16 protein-coding genes are annotated in these 16036 nt (G+C 41.7%); 15 read left to right on the forward strand and 1 reads right to left on the reverse strand.

What is annotated here, in order from left to right:
• Positions 1-49: 49 nt before the first annotated feature.
• The 5 genes from R6U77_RS13760 (at position 50) to R6U77_RS13780 (ending at position 6496) form a co-directional block, all read left to right on the forward strand.
• Positions 50-1738: a methylmalonyl-CoA mutase family protein gene (locus R6U77_RS13760; RefSeq protein WP_319836063.1), complete on the forward strand. Its 1689-nt coding sequence runs from the start codon at positions 50-52 to the stop codon at positions 1736-1738.
• Positions 1735-3882 (forward strand): methylmalonyl-CoA mutase, encoded by a 2148-nt coding sequence (gene scpA / locus R6U77_RS13765; RefSeq protein WP_293920524.1) that lies wholly within the window; start codon positions 1735-1737, stop codon positions 3880-3882. Before R6U77_RS13760 ends, scpA begins: the two co-directional genes overlap by 4 nt.
• Entirely contained in the window at positions 3882-4964 is a 1083-nt protein-coding gene (meaB, locus tag R6U77_RS13770) for a methylmalonyl Co-A mutase-associated GTPase MeaB (protein ID WP_319836064.1), read from the forward strand. The genes scpA and meaB overlap by 1 nt, the downstream gene beginning before the upstream one ends.
• 68 nt (positions 4965-5032) lie before the next feature.
• Complete coding sequence (locus tag R6U77_RS13775; protein ID WP_066164369.1) at positions 5033-5473, forward strand: BrxA/BrxB family bacilliredoxin; 441 nt, start codon at positions 5033-5035, stop codon at positions 5471-5473.
• Between the two features lie 63 nt (positions 5474-5536).
• Positions 5537-6496, forward strand: coding sequence for an aromatic acid exporter family protein (locus R6U77_RS13780; RefSeq protein ID WP_319836065.1), 960 nt, complete (start codon positions 5537-5539; stop codon positions 6494-6496).
• Between the two features lie 27 nt (positions 6497-6523).
• On the opposite strand, the gene prli42 is transcribed toward R6U77_RS13780, so the two are convergent.
• Entirely contained in the window at positions 6524-6619 is a 96-nt protein-coding gene (gene prli42, locus R6U77_RS13785) for a stressosome-associated protein Prli42 (RefSeq protein WP_293920518.1), read from the reverse strand.
• A gap of 89 nt (positions 6620-6708) precedes the next feature.
• Between prli42 and mce the strand changes: the two genes are divergently transcribed.
• From mce to rnz, 10 genes are all read left to right on the forward strand, one after another.
• Positions 6709-7119, forward strand: coding sequence for a methylmalonyl-CoA epimerase (gene mce, locus R6U77_RS13790; RefSeq protein WP_319836066.1), 411 nt, complete (start codon positions 6709-6711; stop codon positions 7117-7119).
• A 5-nt stretch (positions 7120-7124) separates the two neighbouring features.
• Positions 7125-8672: an acyl-CoA carboxylase subunit beta gene (locus R6U77_RS13795; RefSeq protein WP_319836067.1), complete on the forward strand. Its 1548-nt coding sequence runs from the start codon at positions 7125-7127 to the stop codon at positions 8670-8672.
• Positions 8673-8868: 196 nt separating this feature from the next.
• Positions 8869-9843, forward strand: coding sequence for a hypothetical protein (locus tag R6U77_RS13800; RefSeq protein WP_319836068.1), 975 nt, complete (start codon positions 8869-8871; stop codon positions 9841-9843).
• Between the two features lie 69 nt (positions 9844-9912).
• Positions 9913-11025 (forward strand): M20/M25/M40 family metallo-hydrolase, encoded by a 1113-nt coding sequence (locus R6U77_RS13805; RefSeq protein ID WP_319836069.1) that lies wholly within the window; start codon positions 9913-9915, stop codon positions 11023-11025.
• A 14-nt stretch (positions 11026-11039) separates the two neighbouring features.
• Positions 11040-11525, forward strand: coding sequence for a chemotaxis protein CheW (locus tag R6U77_RS13810; protein ID WP_293920510.1), 486 nt, complete (start codon positions 11040-11042; stop codon positions 11523-11525).
• Positions 11526-11612: 87 nt separating this feature from the next.
• Positions 11613-12119: a DUF1648 domain-containing protein gene (locus tag R6U77_RS13815; protein ID WP_319836070.1), complete on the forward strand. Its 507-nt coding sequence runs from the start codon at positions 11613-11615 to the stop codon at positions 12117-12119.
• 69 nt (positions 12120-12188) lie between these two features.
• Positions 12189-12701 (forward strand): cupin domain-containing protein, encoded by a 513-nt coding sequence (locus R6U77_RS13820; protein ID WP_293920507.1) that lies wholly within the window; start codon positions 12189-12191, stop codon positions 12699-12701.
• A 50-nt stretch (positions 12702-12751) separates the two neighbouring features.
• Positions 12752-13696 (forward strand): DUF4003 family protein, encoded by a 945-nt coding sequence (locus tag R6U77_RS13825; protein WP_319836071.1) that lies wholly within the window; start codon positions 12752-12754, stop codon positions 13694-13696.
• Positions 13697-13801: 105 nt separating this feature from the next.
• A complete protein-coding gene (locus R6U77_RS13830; RefSeq protein ID WP_293920503.1) occupies positions 13802-15037 on the forward strand; it encodes a DNA polymerase IV in 1236 nt (411 codons plus the stop codon).
• Between the two features lie 12 nt (positions 15038-15049).
• Positions 15050-15982 carry a ribonuclease Z gene (gene rnz, locus R6U77_RS13835; protein WP_319836072.1) on the forward strand — a complete coding sequence of 311 codons (933 nt, stop codon included), beginning with the start codon at positions 15050-15052 and terminating at the stop codon, positions 15980-15982.
• The last annotated feature ends 54 nt before the right edge of the window (positions 15983-16036 follow it).

Genomic DNA, 16036 nt, shown 5'->3' on the forward strand with positions numbered 1-16036 from the left:
CTCATGTAATATATGAAATAGGAAATGATAAAGGGGGAAGCTCAACTGCATGACAACAAATATGAAAGAGATTCAATTTGCATCAGCCAGCTATGAGGAATGGCAGGAGCAGGCAACGAAAGCCTTAAAAGGGAAGCCATTTGAATCCTTATTAACTAAAACAATTGAAGGCATTACATTAGAGCCACTTTACACAGAAGCGACGTTAATTGACAAATTAGGTGAGCAGCTAGAAAAGCAAGTTGCGACAATTCGCACAATGAAAGCAACAGATTCCTTTGAAATTGCCCAACAAATTTACGGTGATACAGCTGAACAATTTTTAACAAATTTACAGGACAGCTTATCACGTGGTAATGAGGTGCTAACGATTGATAGCCGTGTGGCGTTTGAATGGGATACAGCTATTTTAACAAGCCTAGCTGACTTTATGACAGAGTACACGTTTAAGCTAATTGTTGAAAATAGTAACGACCCATTAATGCAAGTATTTACAAAAATTGCAGCAGATAAAAAACATGCTGTCACAGGCTATATTGTTTCAAGAGAGTCGCTGGAATTAGCTGATTTCCCAAATGTCCGTACAGCACATAGCAATACTGTGAAATACCATAACAATGGAGCAAATGCTGTGCAGGAGCTAGCAATTGCGTTAGCACAAGCGAGCGATTTAGCGAAGAAAGCAACAAGCTATGAGGACGTTGCACAAAAATTTTTCGTCAGCTTTGCCATTGATACACAATTCTTTATGGAAATCGCGAAAATCCGCGCATTTAAAGTGCTGTGGAAAGCCTTTTCAAAGGGGCTTGGAGCAGAGGCAATTGCTGTACCGATCGTAGCGGAAACATCTGTACGCAGCTTCTCAAAGCTTGATGTTTATGTGAATTTATTACGTGCAGGAAATGAAGCCTTTGCAGGGATTATTGGTGGTGTTGATGTCTTCACAGTCCATCCACATGATGTGTTAACAAAGCCGACAGAGCAATCGATACGTATTGCACGCAATGTATTATTAGTTGCAAATGAAGAATCGCATGTATTAAATGTCACAGACCCTTCAGGTGGCTCATACTTTATCGAATCATTAACAGCCGATTTAGTAAAGGAGGCATGGCAGCTGTTTATACAAATTGAAGCTGCGGGTGGACTAGAAGCATACCGAATTGATACGAAAATCGAGGATGTTTATCAAACGCGTATTAAGCAAATTGAAACACGTAAAGCCTCTTTAATTGGCACAAATATTTATGCAAACCCAGCGGATAGCATGGCTCCAGAAAGCAATGTGCAATTTGTCGATGTCAAGCGTTTAGCGATTCCATTTGAAAAATTGCGTGAAAGCTATGCACAGCAAAACGCCAAAATGGCGATTTTAACATTTGGCGAATTGAAAAACTTCAAAGCGCGTGCCGATTTTGTTGCAGGCTTTTTCGCAACAGCTGGTATTACGATAGAACAGTCTGGTGCGCTTTCAACGATTGAGGAAGCTGAGCGCTGGCTCAAGACAACGGATTATGATTATATCGTCGTCGCGGCAACGGATGACGATGCGAAAACGGTAGTACCTGCGCTGTTAAAAGTGAAGCAAGAAAAGCAGTTGCTCGATGTGGCAGGGAAATTTAAAGAAGAGGAGCAGGCATGGCAAGCTGATGGACTAAATGGCTTCATCTTTGCTGGTCAAAATATGATCCAAAAGCTCAATGCAGTGATGGCAAGCTTAAAGGAGGTACAAGGATGAACGCGAACTTTCAAGGGATTGTTATCGAGGATATACTAGCAACAGAAGGCCTTCAAGCGACAACTACCTTTATGACAAATGAAGGTATTGAAGTGAAAAATGTCTACACAAAGGATGACATGAAGGACATCAAGCATTTACAGGATGTAGCAGGTATCGCACCAAATACAAGAGGACCATATCCAACGATGTATGTTGCACGTCCTTGGACGGTGCGCCAATATGCAGGCTTCTCAACAGCGGAAGAATCAAATGCCTTTTATCGACGCAATTTAGCAATGGGGCAAAAAGGCTTATCTGTTGCATTTGATTTAGCGACACATCGCGGCTATGATTCTGACCACCCGCGTGTAACTGGGGATGTTGGGAAAGCAGGAGTAGCGATTGACTCTGTTGAGGATGCTAAAATTTTATTCGACGGCATTCCGTTAGATCAAATGTCGGTATCGATGACGATGAACGGCGCAGTACTACCTGTATTAGCTTTTTATATTGTGGCGGCAGAGGAGCAAGGTGTAAAGCCAGAGCAGCTTGCTGGTACGATTCAAAACGATATTTTAAAGGAATACATGGTGCGTAATACGTATATTTATCCACCAGCGATGTCCATGAAAATTATTGCAGATATTTTTGAGTTTACAGCGAAATTTATGCCGAAATTCAATTCGATTTCAATTTCAGGCTATCATATTCAAGAAGCAGGTGCGACAAACGATATTGAGCTTGCCTACACATTAGCAGATGGCTTGGAATATGTACGCACAGGCTTAAAGGCAGGTATTGATATCGATGCCTTTGCACCACGTTTGTCGTTCTTCTGGGCAATCGGGATGAATTACTATATGGAAATCGCTAAAATGCGTGCAGCACGTCGCATTTGGGCACAAATGATGTCGACATTTAACCCGAAAAACCCGAAATCATTAGCTTTGCGTACACATTCACAAACGTCTGGCTGGTCCTTAACAGAGCAGGATCCATTCAATAATGTGACGCGTACACTTATCGAAGCGAATGCGGCTGCAATGGGACATACGCAATCATTGCATACAAATGCGCTCGATGAGGCGATTGCTTTACCGACTGATTTCTCGGCACGTATTGCGCGTAATACACAGCTCTTTTTACAAGAGGAAACAGGTATGACGAAGGTCATTGACCCGTGGGGTGGCTCGTATTATGTAGAGAAGCTAACAGAGGAGCTAACGGAAAAAGCGTGGGCGTTAATCGAGGAAATTGAAGAGCTTGGTGGCATGGCGAAGGCGATTGACACAGGCTTACCAAAAATGAAGGTGGAGGAAGCTGCGGCGAAGCGTCAAGCGAAAATCGATTCCAAAACAGAAACGATTGTCGGTGTTAATAAATATCGTTTAGCAGAAGAAGAGCCAATCGACATTTTAGATATTGATAATGCAGTTGTACGCCAGCAGCAAATTGAGCGCTTGGAAAAAATGAAGGCAAACCGTAACGAAGAGGAAGTACAAAAGCATTTAGCACGTCTAACAAAGGCAGCTCAAACAGGCGAGGAGAACTTGCTTGCTGTTGCGGTTGATGCAGCGCGTGCACGTGCATCATTAGGCGAAATTTCGGATGCTATTGAAAAGGTATCAGGCCGTCATAAAGCGATTATCCGCTCGATTTCAGGTGTGTATTCATCAAACTTCTCAGATGAGGAGCAAATCAATGAAGTGAAGCAAATGACGGAGGAATTCCTTGAAAATGAAGGACGCCGCCCGCGTATTTTAGTGGCAAAAATGGGGCAGGACGGACATGACCGTGGTGCGAAGGTCATCGCAACAGGCTATGCAGACCTAGGCTTTGATGTTGATATTTCACCATTATTTATGACGCCAGAGGAAACGGCACAGATGGCAGTGGAAAATGATGTGCATTGCGTCGGTGTATCCTCATTAGCAGCAGGGCATAAAACGCTAGTACCCGCACTTGTTGGCGAGCTGAAAAAGCTAGGGCGCGAGGACATTATCGTTATTTGCGGTGGTGTAATCCCAGCGCAGGATTATGAATTCCTTTATGAAGCAGGGGCAGTCGCTATTTTCGGACCAGGAACAGTGATTCCTGTTTCCGCCCAAAAAATCATCGAGGAAATTTATAAACAGCTAGGCTACGAGGAAGTGGCAAAGTAATGGATAAACGCTTGGAGCAACAAAGTGCACTATTTGTCATGGACGGTGTGAAAGGTGGTCATGACGGCATGAATTATGGCAAACCGAAGAAATTCCGTAAAAAACAGCAAACGACACTTGATGTTGTGACATTGGCTGAGGAAGTAAAAGCAGGCAACCGCATTTCCTTATCCAAGGCGATTACCTTAATTGAAAGCTCAAATGCGATGCATAAAGAGCAAGCACAAAGCTTATTACAGGAGTTGCTGCCTTATACAGGGAACAGCATTCGCATTGGCATTACAGGCGTACCAGGTGCGGGAAAGAGCTCCTTTATTGAAGCGTTTGGCTCGATGCTTTGCGATATGGGCAAAAAGGTTGCCGTCTTAGCGATTGATCCAAGCTCATCCATTTCTGGAGGCAGCATTTTAGGTGATAAAACGCGAATGGAGGAGCTTGTGCGCAAGTCGAACTCCTTCGTGCGTCCATCACCGAGCGCGGGTACATTGGGTGGTGTGCATAAAAAAACACGTGAAACGATGCTTGTTTGCGAGGCAGCAGGCTATGATGTCATTTTGATTGAAACAGTTGGTGTTGGACAAAGTGAAACGTATGTGCGGGGCATGGTGGACTTCTTCTTACTCTTGGTGTTGACTGGTGCGGGTGATGAGCTGCAAGGCATGAAAAAGGGCATTATGGAGCTAGCAGATGGCATTATCGTCCATAAAAGCGATGGTGATAATGTGCGCCCTGCACGCAAAACGGTGCAGGAATACAAGCAAATTTTGCATTTTTTACAGCCTGCTACACCGGGCTGGATGAGCACAGCACTTGCGGTATCTTCACATGCAAAAACAGGCTTGCAGGAAACATGGCAAATGATTCAGCAGTTTGAAGAACAGGTACAAGCCTCAAACTATTGGTTAATACGACGTAATGCGCAAACCCGGGATTGGTTCCATGCAATGATTATGGACCATTTACTCGATTCCTTTTATCAAAATGCCGACAATAAAATGCAGGTTAGCCAGCTAGAAAATGCTATTTTACAAGGCAAATTAACAGTGACACAAGGCGTCGAACAGCTATTTAAAAATAATTAAAATCAGTTCTTTGCATATCGCGAAATGTCTTGCTATGATGAAATAGTATGAAAGGAGCGAATACAATTATGAACATGGATTATGATTTATTTATGCAGCAAATTACGACAACAGCTCGCGCGGAAATGGAGGCAGCAGGCTACGAGCAATTGCGCACACCTGAAGAGGTAGAAGCAGCCTTTGCTCGTCCAGGCACAACGCTTGTTATGGTGAACTCTGTATGTGGCTGTGCAGGTGGTATTGCTCGCCCAGCAGCAACACAGGCGGTTCATTACGATAAACGTCCTGACCATTTAGTAACAGTTTTTGCAGGGCAAGACAAAGAAGCGACAGCAGCAGCACGCTATCATTTTGGTGAAGACCATTTACCATCATCACCATCTTTTGTTTTATTAAAGGATGGGCAAGTTGTAGCGGAAGTTGGACGCTATGAAATTGAAGGACATGACCCAATGTCTGTTGTGTTAAACCTGCAAGGTAACTTCGAAGAATATTGTGAGGAAGTATAGCATCAAAATAGGCTGTTCTTTATGGACAGCCTCTATTTTCACCTAAAAGAGAGGCTTCCGACGATGAAGAAATTTTCGATTGGCTACCGTACGCTGAAAACGGCGGTTGGTGCAGCACTTGCGATTGCCATCGCCCATTTTTTCGATTTGCAATTTTATACGTCTGCTGCGATTTTAACCATTTTATGCATCCAGCCGACGAAGCGAAAATCGGTGCATGCTGTTTATACAAGATTTGTTGCTAGCTTATTAGGGATGTTGCTCGCATGGCTTGCATTTGAGCTAATTAGCTATCATCCAATTATGCTAGGTATCATGTTCATTATTTTTCTTCCTTTACTCGTATCATTTCACGTGACAGCAGGCTTCGTATCAAGTGCTGTTATCGTTTTGCATATTTATTCAGCAGGGCATTTTTCATGGACCTTGCTACAAAATGAAATTTATTTAATGCTGATTGGCTATGGAGTAGGGCTAGCAGTCAATATGTACATGCCGGATATTCAGCCGAAGCTAGATGCCTACCGTCTACAAATTGAGGCATATTACCAAAAGATATTTTCTGAAATTGCGCAATATTTAAGGAATGGGGAATCATTGTGGGACGGTCATGAGCTGATTGCAGCAGCCGAAGTCATCAATAAGGCCAAGGCGATTGCTTTCCAAGATGTTGAAAACCACTTAACGCGCAAAAGTAATTCATATTATGTATATTTTGATATGCGAGAGCAGCAGCTTGAAATTATCGAGCGAATTTTACCGAAAATTACGGCCTTGCCTGTTATAGTACAACAAGCAGAAGTAGTAGCTGTTTTCATGGAGGATTTGAGTGAGCATGTTCACTCTGGCAATACAGCCAGCCATTTCATTGAAAAGCTTGATAGAGTCAAAGTGAAGTTTGCAGAGATGCCTTTACCAACAGACCATCAAACCTTTTTGGCAATGGCTGCATTGTATCAATGTATTGAGGAGATGGAACAGTATTTAGCGATTAAACAGTCGTTTGCAGGCTTACATAAATAAAAAAAGGATGCTATATAAGCATCCTAATTACATAATAGCCGCTACACCCATGGCAATTGTTGAGATTAACATAATGATAACCATTGAGTAAACAACGACTTTTTGAAACTTTTTATTGCTCATTTCAAATCGCTCCTTCGATATATCTGTATTTAGTTTATCAAATCTTTCAAAATTCTCAAGTATAATCGATATAGAAGGTGGATAATTCGATGAAAAAAGTAGATCATATTGGGATTGCTGTGAAAAATATAGAGGAGCGTCTAGCTTATTATACAGAAACGCTCGGTTTAACTTTATTAAAAATAGAGGAGGTTACCTCTCAAAAAGTGAAGGTTGCTTTTATTGACGCGGGCAATGTCAAGCTAGAGCTTTTAGCACCGATGAGTGAAGAAAGCACGATTCATAGCTTTATAGAAAAGCGTGGCGAAGGCATTCACCATATCGCATTTGGGGTAACTGATATTCGTGAGCGTATGGTAGAATTGCGTGAAAAAGGGGTACGCCTGCTATCAGAGGAGCCAGGGCCTGGTGCAGGTGGTGCAGAGGTTGCCTTTTTACACCCAAAGGACTCCTTCGGTGTGCTATATGAATTATGTGATAAAAGTGGAAAAGGGGAATAAAGAGAATGGATATGTTTGATAAAATTCACGAGCTATATGACCGTAAAAGCGTTATCGAATTAGGTGGGGGAGATGCGCGTATTGACAAGCAGCACGAAAAGGGCAAGCTAACAGCACGTGAGCGCATTGATTTACTACTTGATGAAGGTACATTTGTTGAAATCAACCCATTTATTACGCATCGTACAATTGACTTTGGTATGGCGAGCTTAGAGGGACCAGGCGATGGGGTTGTGACAGGCTTCGGAAAAATTAATGGGCGTAACATTTACTTATTCGCACAAGATTTTACAGTGTTCGGGGGAGCACTCGGTGAAATGCATGCGAAAAAGATTGCTGCTGTGATGGATTTAGCAGCGAAAAATGGCACGCCTTTTATCGGCATTAATGATTCAGGTGGCGCACGTATTCAAGAGGGCGTTTTATCATTGGATGGCTACGGGCATATTTTTTATCGCAACTCGATTTATTCAGGTGTGATTCCACAAATTTCTGTTATTATGGGACCTTGTGCGGGTGGTGCCGTTTATTCACCAGCGATTACTGACTTCATTTTAATGGTTGATAAAACATCACAAATGTTTATTACAGGACCGAAAGTAATTGAAACGGTAACAGGTGAAAAAATTTCCTCTGAAGGCTTAGGTGGCTCAAAGGTGCATAATACGATTAGCGGCAATGCACATTTCCGTGCACCAAATGAGGAAGAGGCAATCAAACAAATTCAACAGCTGTTAAGCTATTTGCCACAAAACAATAAGGAAAAAGCGCCGAAAGCTCCGTATATAGCGGGTGATGAATACCGTTCAGAGCTAGTGGACGTTGTGCCAATCGACCAAACGAAATCTTACGATGTGCGCAAAGTAGTGGAGCAAGTTGTCGATGAAGGCTCCTTTATGGAAGTGCAAAAGGAGTTCGCTAAAAACGTTGTTGTCGGCTTTGCTCGTATTGCGGGTGAATCGGTTGGCTTAGTATGTAACCAGCCGAAGTTTTTAGCAGGCGGCTTAGATATCGATTCATCAGATAAATTAGCACGCTTCGTTCGTACTTGCGATGCCTACAATGTACCTGTTATTACATTCGAGGATGTGTCAGGCTTCTTCCCAGGCGTTAAGCAGGAGCATGGTGGTATCATTCGTCACGGTGCGAAAATTTTATATGCTTATTCAGAAGCAACAGTACCAAAAATCACGGTTATTTTACGTAAAGCATATGGAGGTGCATATGTAGCCTTAAACTCTAAGGCAATTGGCGCTGACCTAGTATTCGCTTGGCCAAACGCAGAAATTGCCGTAATGGGCGCAGCAGGTGCAGCCAACATTATCCACGCAGGTGAAATCGCAAAATCAAGCGACCCAGAAGCAACACGTGCAGCGAAAATCGAAGAGTATAAAGAAAAGTTTGCCAACCCATATGTTGCGGCATCCCGCGGCATGGTAGACGATGTCATTGACCCACGTGAAACACGTATTAAGCTAATGCAGGCACTTGACATGCTATCAACAAAGCATGAGGATCGCCCATATAAAAAGCATGGCAATATTCCGCTATAAGAAAAACGAGCTATCTCAATTTGGGGTAGCTTTTTTATGTTGATTAGCAATGTTGAATTATATCAGCGGGTTTCAAGGATATATCGGTGACTTTTGAGCAGATATCAGCGGTTTTTCAAATATATCGGCGAGTTTCACACATATATCAGCGACTTCCCAACAACTGCATGGTAAAATTAAGCAAGGGGGCGATAGCATGGAATGGCAACAGCTACAGCAGCAATATAGCGACTACCAATTGCGTTTGCGAGCGATTGAAAAATTAACAAAGCAAAAGCAGGCAATTGAAAAGCAAATGCGCCGTGCACAGCGTGAAATCGAAGGCTATGAGGCACAATTAATTGAGGCAAAGAAGCGATTAAATAAGTTGGAGCAGTTTTCCTTTCTTCAGCTTTTTCAAAAATGGACAGGGAAATATGATGAAAAAATGGAAGCGCAATTTGGCGTTGTCGCAACACAGGAATTAAAATTAATTGAAAGTCAGTTGATGCATGAAGATTTACAGCAGGATTTGGCTACTTTAACTAGCAAAATTCAAGCAGAAGATTTAGCAACAATTGCTGAGCAATTTAAAAAAATAACGAGACAAAAGGAACTATGGTTAATGCAGCATGCACCAAAGCAGGCGGAGAAATTGAATGATTTGCTAGAGCAGGAGCTACATGTAAAGCAGCTGAAAAAGGAAATTGTGGAGGCACAGGAAGCTGGTGCAACGGCAATGCGCACTTTAATGGATGCACTTGAAAATTTAGTCAAGGCGAAAGATTATTCCACATGGGATACTTTTTTAGGTGGTGGCTTGATTGCCACGGCGATGAAGCATGAAAAATTAAATCACTCAGAGGCGTATATTCATAAGGCGCAGATGGCCTTACAACGCTACCACAACGAGCTTCTTGATGTACAAAATATGCAGCATAAAGCTTTTGCAGTAGAGGTCGATGGCTTTGTTAAATTTGCAGATTACTTCTTCGATGATATTTTTTCAGCTTGGTCAATTCATTCGAAAATTGCGACGGCAATTGAGCAATTGAAACGGGTACAAGATGACGTAGCCAACACGCAGCTAATGCTTGAAAATAAGCTAGACTATTTACTAGAAAAAGAAAAAGATATCGCTAAGCAGCGCGAAATTATTTTTGCGACAGAAGATGAGTCATTGTTTTTCTGAACAAGGAGACGTACAATAAGATTAGTGTGAATTTTCAATAATAACTTACATAACAAGGAGTTTTCAACTATGAATAATCGTTTAGTTAATGAATTTTTAGAGCTTGTACAAATCGATTCTGAAACAAAGCATGAGGAAAAAATTGCACCTGTTTTAGTTGCAAAGCTACAGGAGCTTGGCTTTGATGTTGTACAGGACGATGCACATACACGTAACGGACATGGCGCAGGCAATATTATTGCCACATTACCTGGAACATTAGATGTAGAGCCAATCTATTTCACATGCCATATGGATACGGTTGTGCCGGGTGTTGGTATTAAGCCTGAGGTGCGTGAGGATGGCTATATTTATTCAGATGGCACGACGATTTTAGGAGCGGATGATAAAGCAGGAATTTCCGCTCTATTTGAAATGGTACGCCGTTTAAAAGAAGAAAATATTGCACATGGCACAATTCAATTTGTCATTACAGCTGGTGAAGAAAGCGGTCTAGTTGGTGCTAAAGAGCTAAATCCTGAGCACATTATTGCGAAATATGGCTTTGCGGTTGATAGTAGTGGGAAAGTAGGACATATCGTGACAGCTGCACCATTCCAAGCAAAGGTGCATGCGAAAATTTTCGGAAAATCTGCACATGCTGGTGTCGCACCAGAAAAAGGGATTTCAGCGATTACTATTGCTTCGAAGGCAGTTGCCGAAATGAAGCTAGGTCGTTTAGATTTTGAAACAACAGCAAACATCGGTCGCTTTGAAGGCGGTAAAGCAACAAATATCGTTTGTGATGAAGTATATATTTTAGCGGAGGCACGTTCAATTGTTGAAGAAAAATTAAATGCTCAAACAGCACATATGCAGGAAACTTTTGAGCGTGTAGCGAGTGAATTAGGTGGACGTGCAGAGGTCGAAGTATTATTAATGTACCCAGGCTTCCGTGTAACAGAGGCTGATAAAGTGGTACAAGTAGCAACGGCAGCAGTGCGTGTAATCGGTGATGAGCCAACATTATTTGCATCAGGCGGCGGTAGCGATGCCAACGTCATTTCAGGCTTCGGCATTCCAACGGTGAATTTTGCAGTCGGCTATGAGGAAATTCATACGACAAACGAGCGTATGCCAATTGCTGAATTAGAGAAGCTTGCAAACTTATTAGTCGAAGTTGTTAAGCAAACAACGAAATAAGGGAGGGCAAATTAATGGATTTTCGTAAATCAGTCGTGTTTGGCTGTGGCAATGAAGAATATGCAGCACCAGTTGGGCAAGTTGTCTCAATTGAAAAGCTTGAGCATATTACACCAATTCCGCATTTGCCAAACTATTTACTAGGCTTCACGCGCATTCGAGGCGAATTAATACCTGTGATTGATTTTCAGCGAATTTTATACGATAAACCAAGCACAGGGGATTTAGTGCGTATTATTGTATTAAATACAGATGTGGTGAATTATGGACTTGTCGTAACAGATGCCAAGGAAATTTTAGACTTTGGCGAAAATGAATTACAGCAAATTGGCTTGGTGAATTACGCAAAAACAAAATATTTCACAGCCGTTGCCAATTTAGAAAATCGCATGATTACGTGTGTTGATCCAAAAATTTTAGTGGATTCCTTAGAGGGGATTCGCGAAATTATTGCCTATATGCATAAAATGCTTGAAGATGAAAAGGGAGCCGATGCGTGATGCATCGGCTTTTTGCTAATAGCTGAAACTTTTTTATGCTTTAAATAGTATAGAAGGTAGGAAGTAATAGGGAGAGGGGGGGAAAACATGCTGACAAAACCGTACCGACCGAAAATAAATTTTCCAAGCTCAACAACAGGGAAAATAGCCAATATAATCGGGTGCATGGCAATATTATTTTCCCTGATATTTATCGCATGGAATTGGTCAAGCTTACCTGCACAAGTGCCAATGCATTTCAATGGCATTGGTGAAATTGACCGCTGGGGCTCTAAGTACGAAATGTTGCTATTACCAGTAATTAATATTGCCTTATTTATCGGCTTGCAAATTGTAGAAAATAAGCCACATTTGCATAATTATCCTGACCGCATCAATGAAGCAAATGTTGAGCAATTTTATAAAGTAAGCAAAAGAATAATCAATTACACAAAAAATGTATGCGCGATTCTTTTTGCCTATATTACTTATGAAATTGTGATAATGGCACAACAAGAAAGGCTATTGCTCAACTCAACTGCTTTTATTGTGCTTATTGCGTCACTTTTTATTATCATATTTGCTGGAATAATTAAAATGGCGAGAGTTCAATAAAGAATTGGGACATTTGTACAGCTTTCCGCATAGCATAGGGCAAGTTGACAATTTAGAGGAGGCTAAAAAGTGTATTATAACGGCTATTATTATGCACAAAATCCGATGCAGCAATATCCGTATCATCCAATGCTCCCACAACCCCCAATGCAGCCAAGCTATCCATGGCATGGACAGCATCACCATGATAGCACATCAATAAGAGATTATGGGAAATCTCCCTATGTAGTGAATTTGCACAATGCGACATTACGCAATCAAGCATTTCGTCGGACAATTTGGACAGGAAAGCATTTACAAACAACTTTAATGAATATTCGTGTAGGAGAAGATATTGGTGCAGAGCGACACCCAGCGACAGATCAATTTTTCTATATTGAGGAAGGGCAAGGCTATGTGCGCATTGGTGACCGCAGAGATCATCCAGAAGTAGAACGCATGGTTAATCCGGGAGATGGCATTTTTATACCTGCTGGAAAATGGCATAATATCATTAATATTGGTCAACGTCCATTAAAGTTATTTTCGGTTTATGCCCCGCCAGAGCATCGTTTTGGCACGGTGGATGAACAGAAAAAATGAATCCTTTTCGCACCTTTCTACGTATAAAATAACAAAGGAAGGTGCTAAAGATGGAACAAACACTTCAACAATTCGAGCAGAACTATCGGAAAATTGAAAAATTTGTAGGCTGGACGGTCGGCAAGCCAATTGTTTTACTAATGGCATCGCACTATACAGCGAGACAGCAAGAGGTTAACATTGATGAATTACAACAAGCAATTGCAGTAATCAAAAAGGAAACAGGCTTCTTTTCAACATTGCGGACAAATGTTTTAGTGCAGTATGTTTATGCAATGCAATTGGCAGGTGAGCCGAATAAAGAAGACGCACTTCGTACATTGTTAAGCAATGTGGATATTTTGCATAAAGTAAAATTTCCAAACACATCGTACACAACGATTGCCGCATTATTTTTAACAAGTGAAAATAAAGAGGCACAAGCTGAGCGTGCACAGCTACTATATCGTGAAATGCGTAAAAAACATAAATTTTTAACATCCTATGATGATGTGCCGATTGCCGTTTTATTTGGCTTAGACGATAGTAATATGGAAATACGTGCTAACACGATGCGACGCTACTATGATGCGCTTCGTACGGAAAAATTTTCGCAAGGCAATGAGCTACAAGCTTTGTCACAAATTTTAACAACTGTAGGTATTGACTACAATGAACAACTCGTGCCATACATCTTAGCAATTAAACAGCAAATCGAGCAGGCAAAAATTAAAGTACGACCGTCACATTATATTCAACTTGGTTTTTTAGCATTGGCAAAAATCAATGATGAGCAATTACAGCAAATTATTGCATTTTATGAGTTATTGAGTAGCCAAAAATATGCAAAATGGCATACAGAGCAGGCATTAAGCATCGCAGTACAGCAATATTTACCGAATGTGGCAAATGAATTATTGTCAGTTGTGTCGTTGGAATTGCTGCTTCAAATGCAATATGCGCTTATGGCAACAAGCGCAGCTGTGGCCGTGAATGCTTCTTCGGGCAGTGAGTAATCAAGAGGTTATTGAGGAACATTACTTTCTCAATAACCTCTTTTTTAGAATAACTGTTCGTATTTCGTTTTTTTGCGTATAATAGAGAAAAGGGAGGTGTGGCAAATGGCGAGCCGTGTCATTATACATATTGATATGAATTGTTTTTATGCATCTGTGGAGCAGGTGTTTGATGAAAGCTTGAAGGGCAAGCCACTTGCGATTGCAGGGAACCCGAAGGAGCGGCGCGGCATTATTATTACATGCTCCTATGAAGCACGTGCCTATGGGGTCAAAACAACAATGACTGTGTATGAGGCAAAAAAGCTGTGTCCAAAGCTCATCCTGTTGCCGCCAAACTTTGAGCGCTATCGCCACGCCTCTAAGCAATTTTTCAAGCTATTACGCGAATATACGGAGCTTGTCGAGCCTGTGTCTATTGATGAAAGCTATATAGATATTAGCGATTTATGTACAAAGCGACATGCGATGGAAATTGCTGAGGAAATTCAACAACGCATTTATACAGAATTGAAGCTACCATGCTCGCTCGGTGTGGCACCAAATAAATTTTTAGCGAAAACGGCTTCAGATATGAAAAAACCGATGGGTATTACGATTTTGCGCAAACGTGATGTGCCTGAAAAGCTTTGGCCATTACCTGTCATTACTATGCATGGCGTCGGAAAGAAAACGGCGAATAAACTTGCAACAATTGGTGTTACAACGATTGAACAGCTCGCCAAAATCGAGGTGCATAAAATTCGACAGCTGCTCGGTATTAATGGAGAGCGTTTAAAGGCGAAGGCAAATGGAGAGGATCGTCGTGAAGTCAATCCAGATGTGATTTATGATACAAAAAGCGTCGGTAATTCAACAACATTGCCGCGTGATGAAACAGATTATGAAGCATTGCAGCACATTATAAAAAAACTAAGTGTAAAAGTAGCAGAACGCTTAAAAGCGAAGCGACTTGCTGGAACAACCGTGACAATTTATATTCGCGATGCGGACTGGCACAATCAAACGCGTAGTAAATCTGTTAAAAATGCGCTGACAAATGAAGCAGATATATTTGAAATTGCATGGGCATTATTTACGAGGCATTGGGATGAATCACCTGTTCGCTTGCTCGGTGTTACTGTATCGAATGTGACGGATCAGCAGCATATGACACAGCAGCTCGGTTTATTTGATTATGAGGAGCAAATTAAGGATGAACCAATTGTAGAATTGATGCAGCAGCTTGAACGCAAATTTGGCAAAGATGTCATTAAGCGTGGTATGATAGCGCCAGCACAAGGGAAATATCAAGCAAATACAAGCTTCAGTAAAGATTTTTTAGATGATTTCAAAGAATAGGAGGCACAGTATATGGAGTTGCATTTTTTAGGAACAGGCGCAGGTATGCCTTCAAAGGAGCGCAATACGAGTGCAATTGCCATGAAGCTATTGGAGGAGCGCGGCACAATTTGGTTATTCGATTGTGGTGAAGCGACACAGCATCAAATTTTGCATACGACGATTAAGCCACGCAAAATCGAAAAAATATTTATTACCCATTTGCATGGCGATCATGTTTTTGGCCTGCCAGGACTGCTTAGCTCACGTTCATTTCTAGGTGGGGAGGATACGTTAACAGTTTACGGACCAAAAGGCTTGCAAAGCTGGGTGGAGGCAACACTTGCTTTGACAGGAACGCATTTGACCTATCCAATTGCCTATGTAGAAGTAACAGAAGGTATCGTCTTTGAGGACGAGCAATTTATCGTCCATGCAAAGCTGTTAGCACACGTTATTCCATGCTTTGGCTATCGCATTGAGCAAAAGCCATTGTTAGGTGAACTATTAATGGAAAAGGCGCTTGCCCTTGGTGTCCCAAAAGGTCCATTGCTTGGGAAATTAAAGCAAGGACAAGATATCGTGCTTGAGACAGGGGAAATCATTTATAGCACGGATGTGACAGCACCTGCAAAGGACGGTTTTGTTGTGACTATTTTAGGCGATACAAAGTATTGTGACAATGCAATTCGCCTAGCAGAAAGGGCAGATATTGTGGTGCATGAAGCAACATTTGATGCGGAAACGACCCATTTAGCCGCAAGCTATGGACACGCAACAAATATAGAGGCGGCCACAGTTGCGCAAAAAGCGAATGCTAAAAATCTCATATTAAACCATATTAGCGCACGCTTTTTAGCACATGATATCACAAAATTATTACAGCAAGCACGCGTTGTATTTCCAGCTACCTATATCGCGAGTGACGGTGCCCAATTTGAATTAAAGGGGAAGGAGCTGCTTTAAAGCATGCAGCCACTAACAGAGAAGCTTCCAACGACTAGCAAATATTGTTATAAT

Origin of the sequence: Lysinibacillus louembei (assembly GCF_033880585.1) — a bacterium.
Classification (GTDB): domain Bacteria; phylum Bacillota; class Bacilli; order Bacillales_A; family Planococcaceae; genus Metasolibacillus; species Metasolibacillus louembei.

What these genes read in the sequence shown, in the direction of transcription:
- R6U77_RS13795 (WP_319836067.1), top strand. Translation starts at nt 7,125, where the DNA reads ATGGATATGTTTGATAAAATTCACGAGCTATATGACCGTAAAAGCGTT.
- R6U77_RS13780 (WP_319836065.1), top strand. Translation starts at nt 5,537, where the DNA reads ATGAAGAAATTTTCGATTGGCTACCGTACGCTGAAAACGGCGGTTGGT.
- mce (WP_319836066.1), top strand. Translation starts at nt 6,709, where the DNA reads ATGAAAAAAGTAGATCATATTGGGATTGCTGTGAAAAATATAGAGGAG.
- R6U77_RS13810 (WP_293920510.1), top strand. Translation starts at nt 11,040, where the DNA reads ATGGATTTTCGTAAATCAGTCGTGTTTGGCTGTGGCAATGAAGAATAT.
- rnz (WP_319836072.1), top strand. Translation starts at nt 15,050, where the DNA reads ATGGAGTTGCATTTTTTAGGAACAGGCGCAGGTATGCCTTCAAAGGAG.
- R6U77_RS13830 (WP_293920503.1), top strand. Translation starts at nt 13,802, where the DNA reads ATGGCGAGCCGTGTCATTATACATATTGATATGAATTGTTTTTATGCA.
- R6U77_RS13800 (WP_319836068.1), top strand. Translation starts at nt 8,869, where the DNA reads ATGGAATGGCAACAGCTACAGCAGCAATATAGCGACTACCAATTGCGT.
- R6U77_RS13825 (WP_319836071.1), top strand. Translation starts at nt 12,752, where the DNA reads ATGGAACAAACACTTCAACAATTCGAGCAGAACTATCGGAAAATTGAA.
- prli42 (WP_293920518.1), bottom strand. Translation starts at nt 6,619, where the DNA reads ATGAGCAATAAAAAGTTTCAAAAAGTCGTTGTTTACTCAATGGTTATC.
- R6U77_RS13775 (WP_066164369.1), top strand. Translation starts at nt 5,033, where the DNA reads ATGAACATGGATTATGATTTATTTATGCAGCAAATTACGACAACAGCT.
- R6U77_RS13815 (WP_319836070.1), top strand. Translation starts at nt 11,613, where the DNA reads ATGCTGACAAAACCGTACCGACCGAAAATAAATTTTCCAAGCTCAACA.
- meaB (WP_319836064.1), top strand. Translation starts at nt 3,882, where the DNA reads ATGGATAAACGCTTGGAGCAACAAAGTGCACTATTTGTCATGGACGGT.
- scpA (WP_293920524.1), top strand. Translation starts at nt 1,735, where the DNA reads ATGAACGCGAACTTTCAAGGGATTGTTATCGAGGATATACTAGCAACA.
- R6U77_RS13805 (WP_319836069.1), top strand. Translation starts at nt 9,913, where the DNA reads ATGAATAATCGTTTAGTTAATGAATTTTTAGAGCTTGTACAAATCGAT.
- R6U77_RS13760 (WP_319836063.1), top strand. Translation starts at nt 50, where the DNA reads ATGACAACAAATATGAAAGAGATTCAATTTGCATCAGCCAGCTATGAG.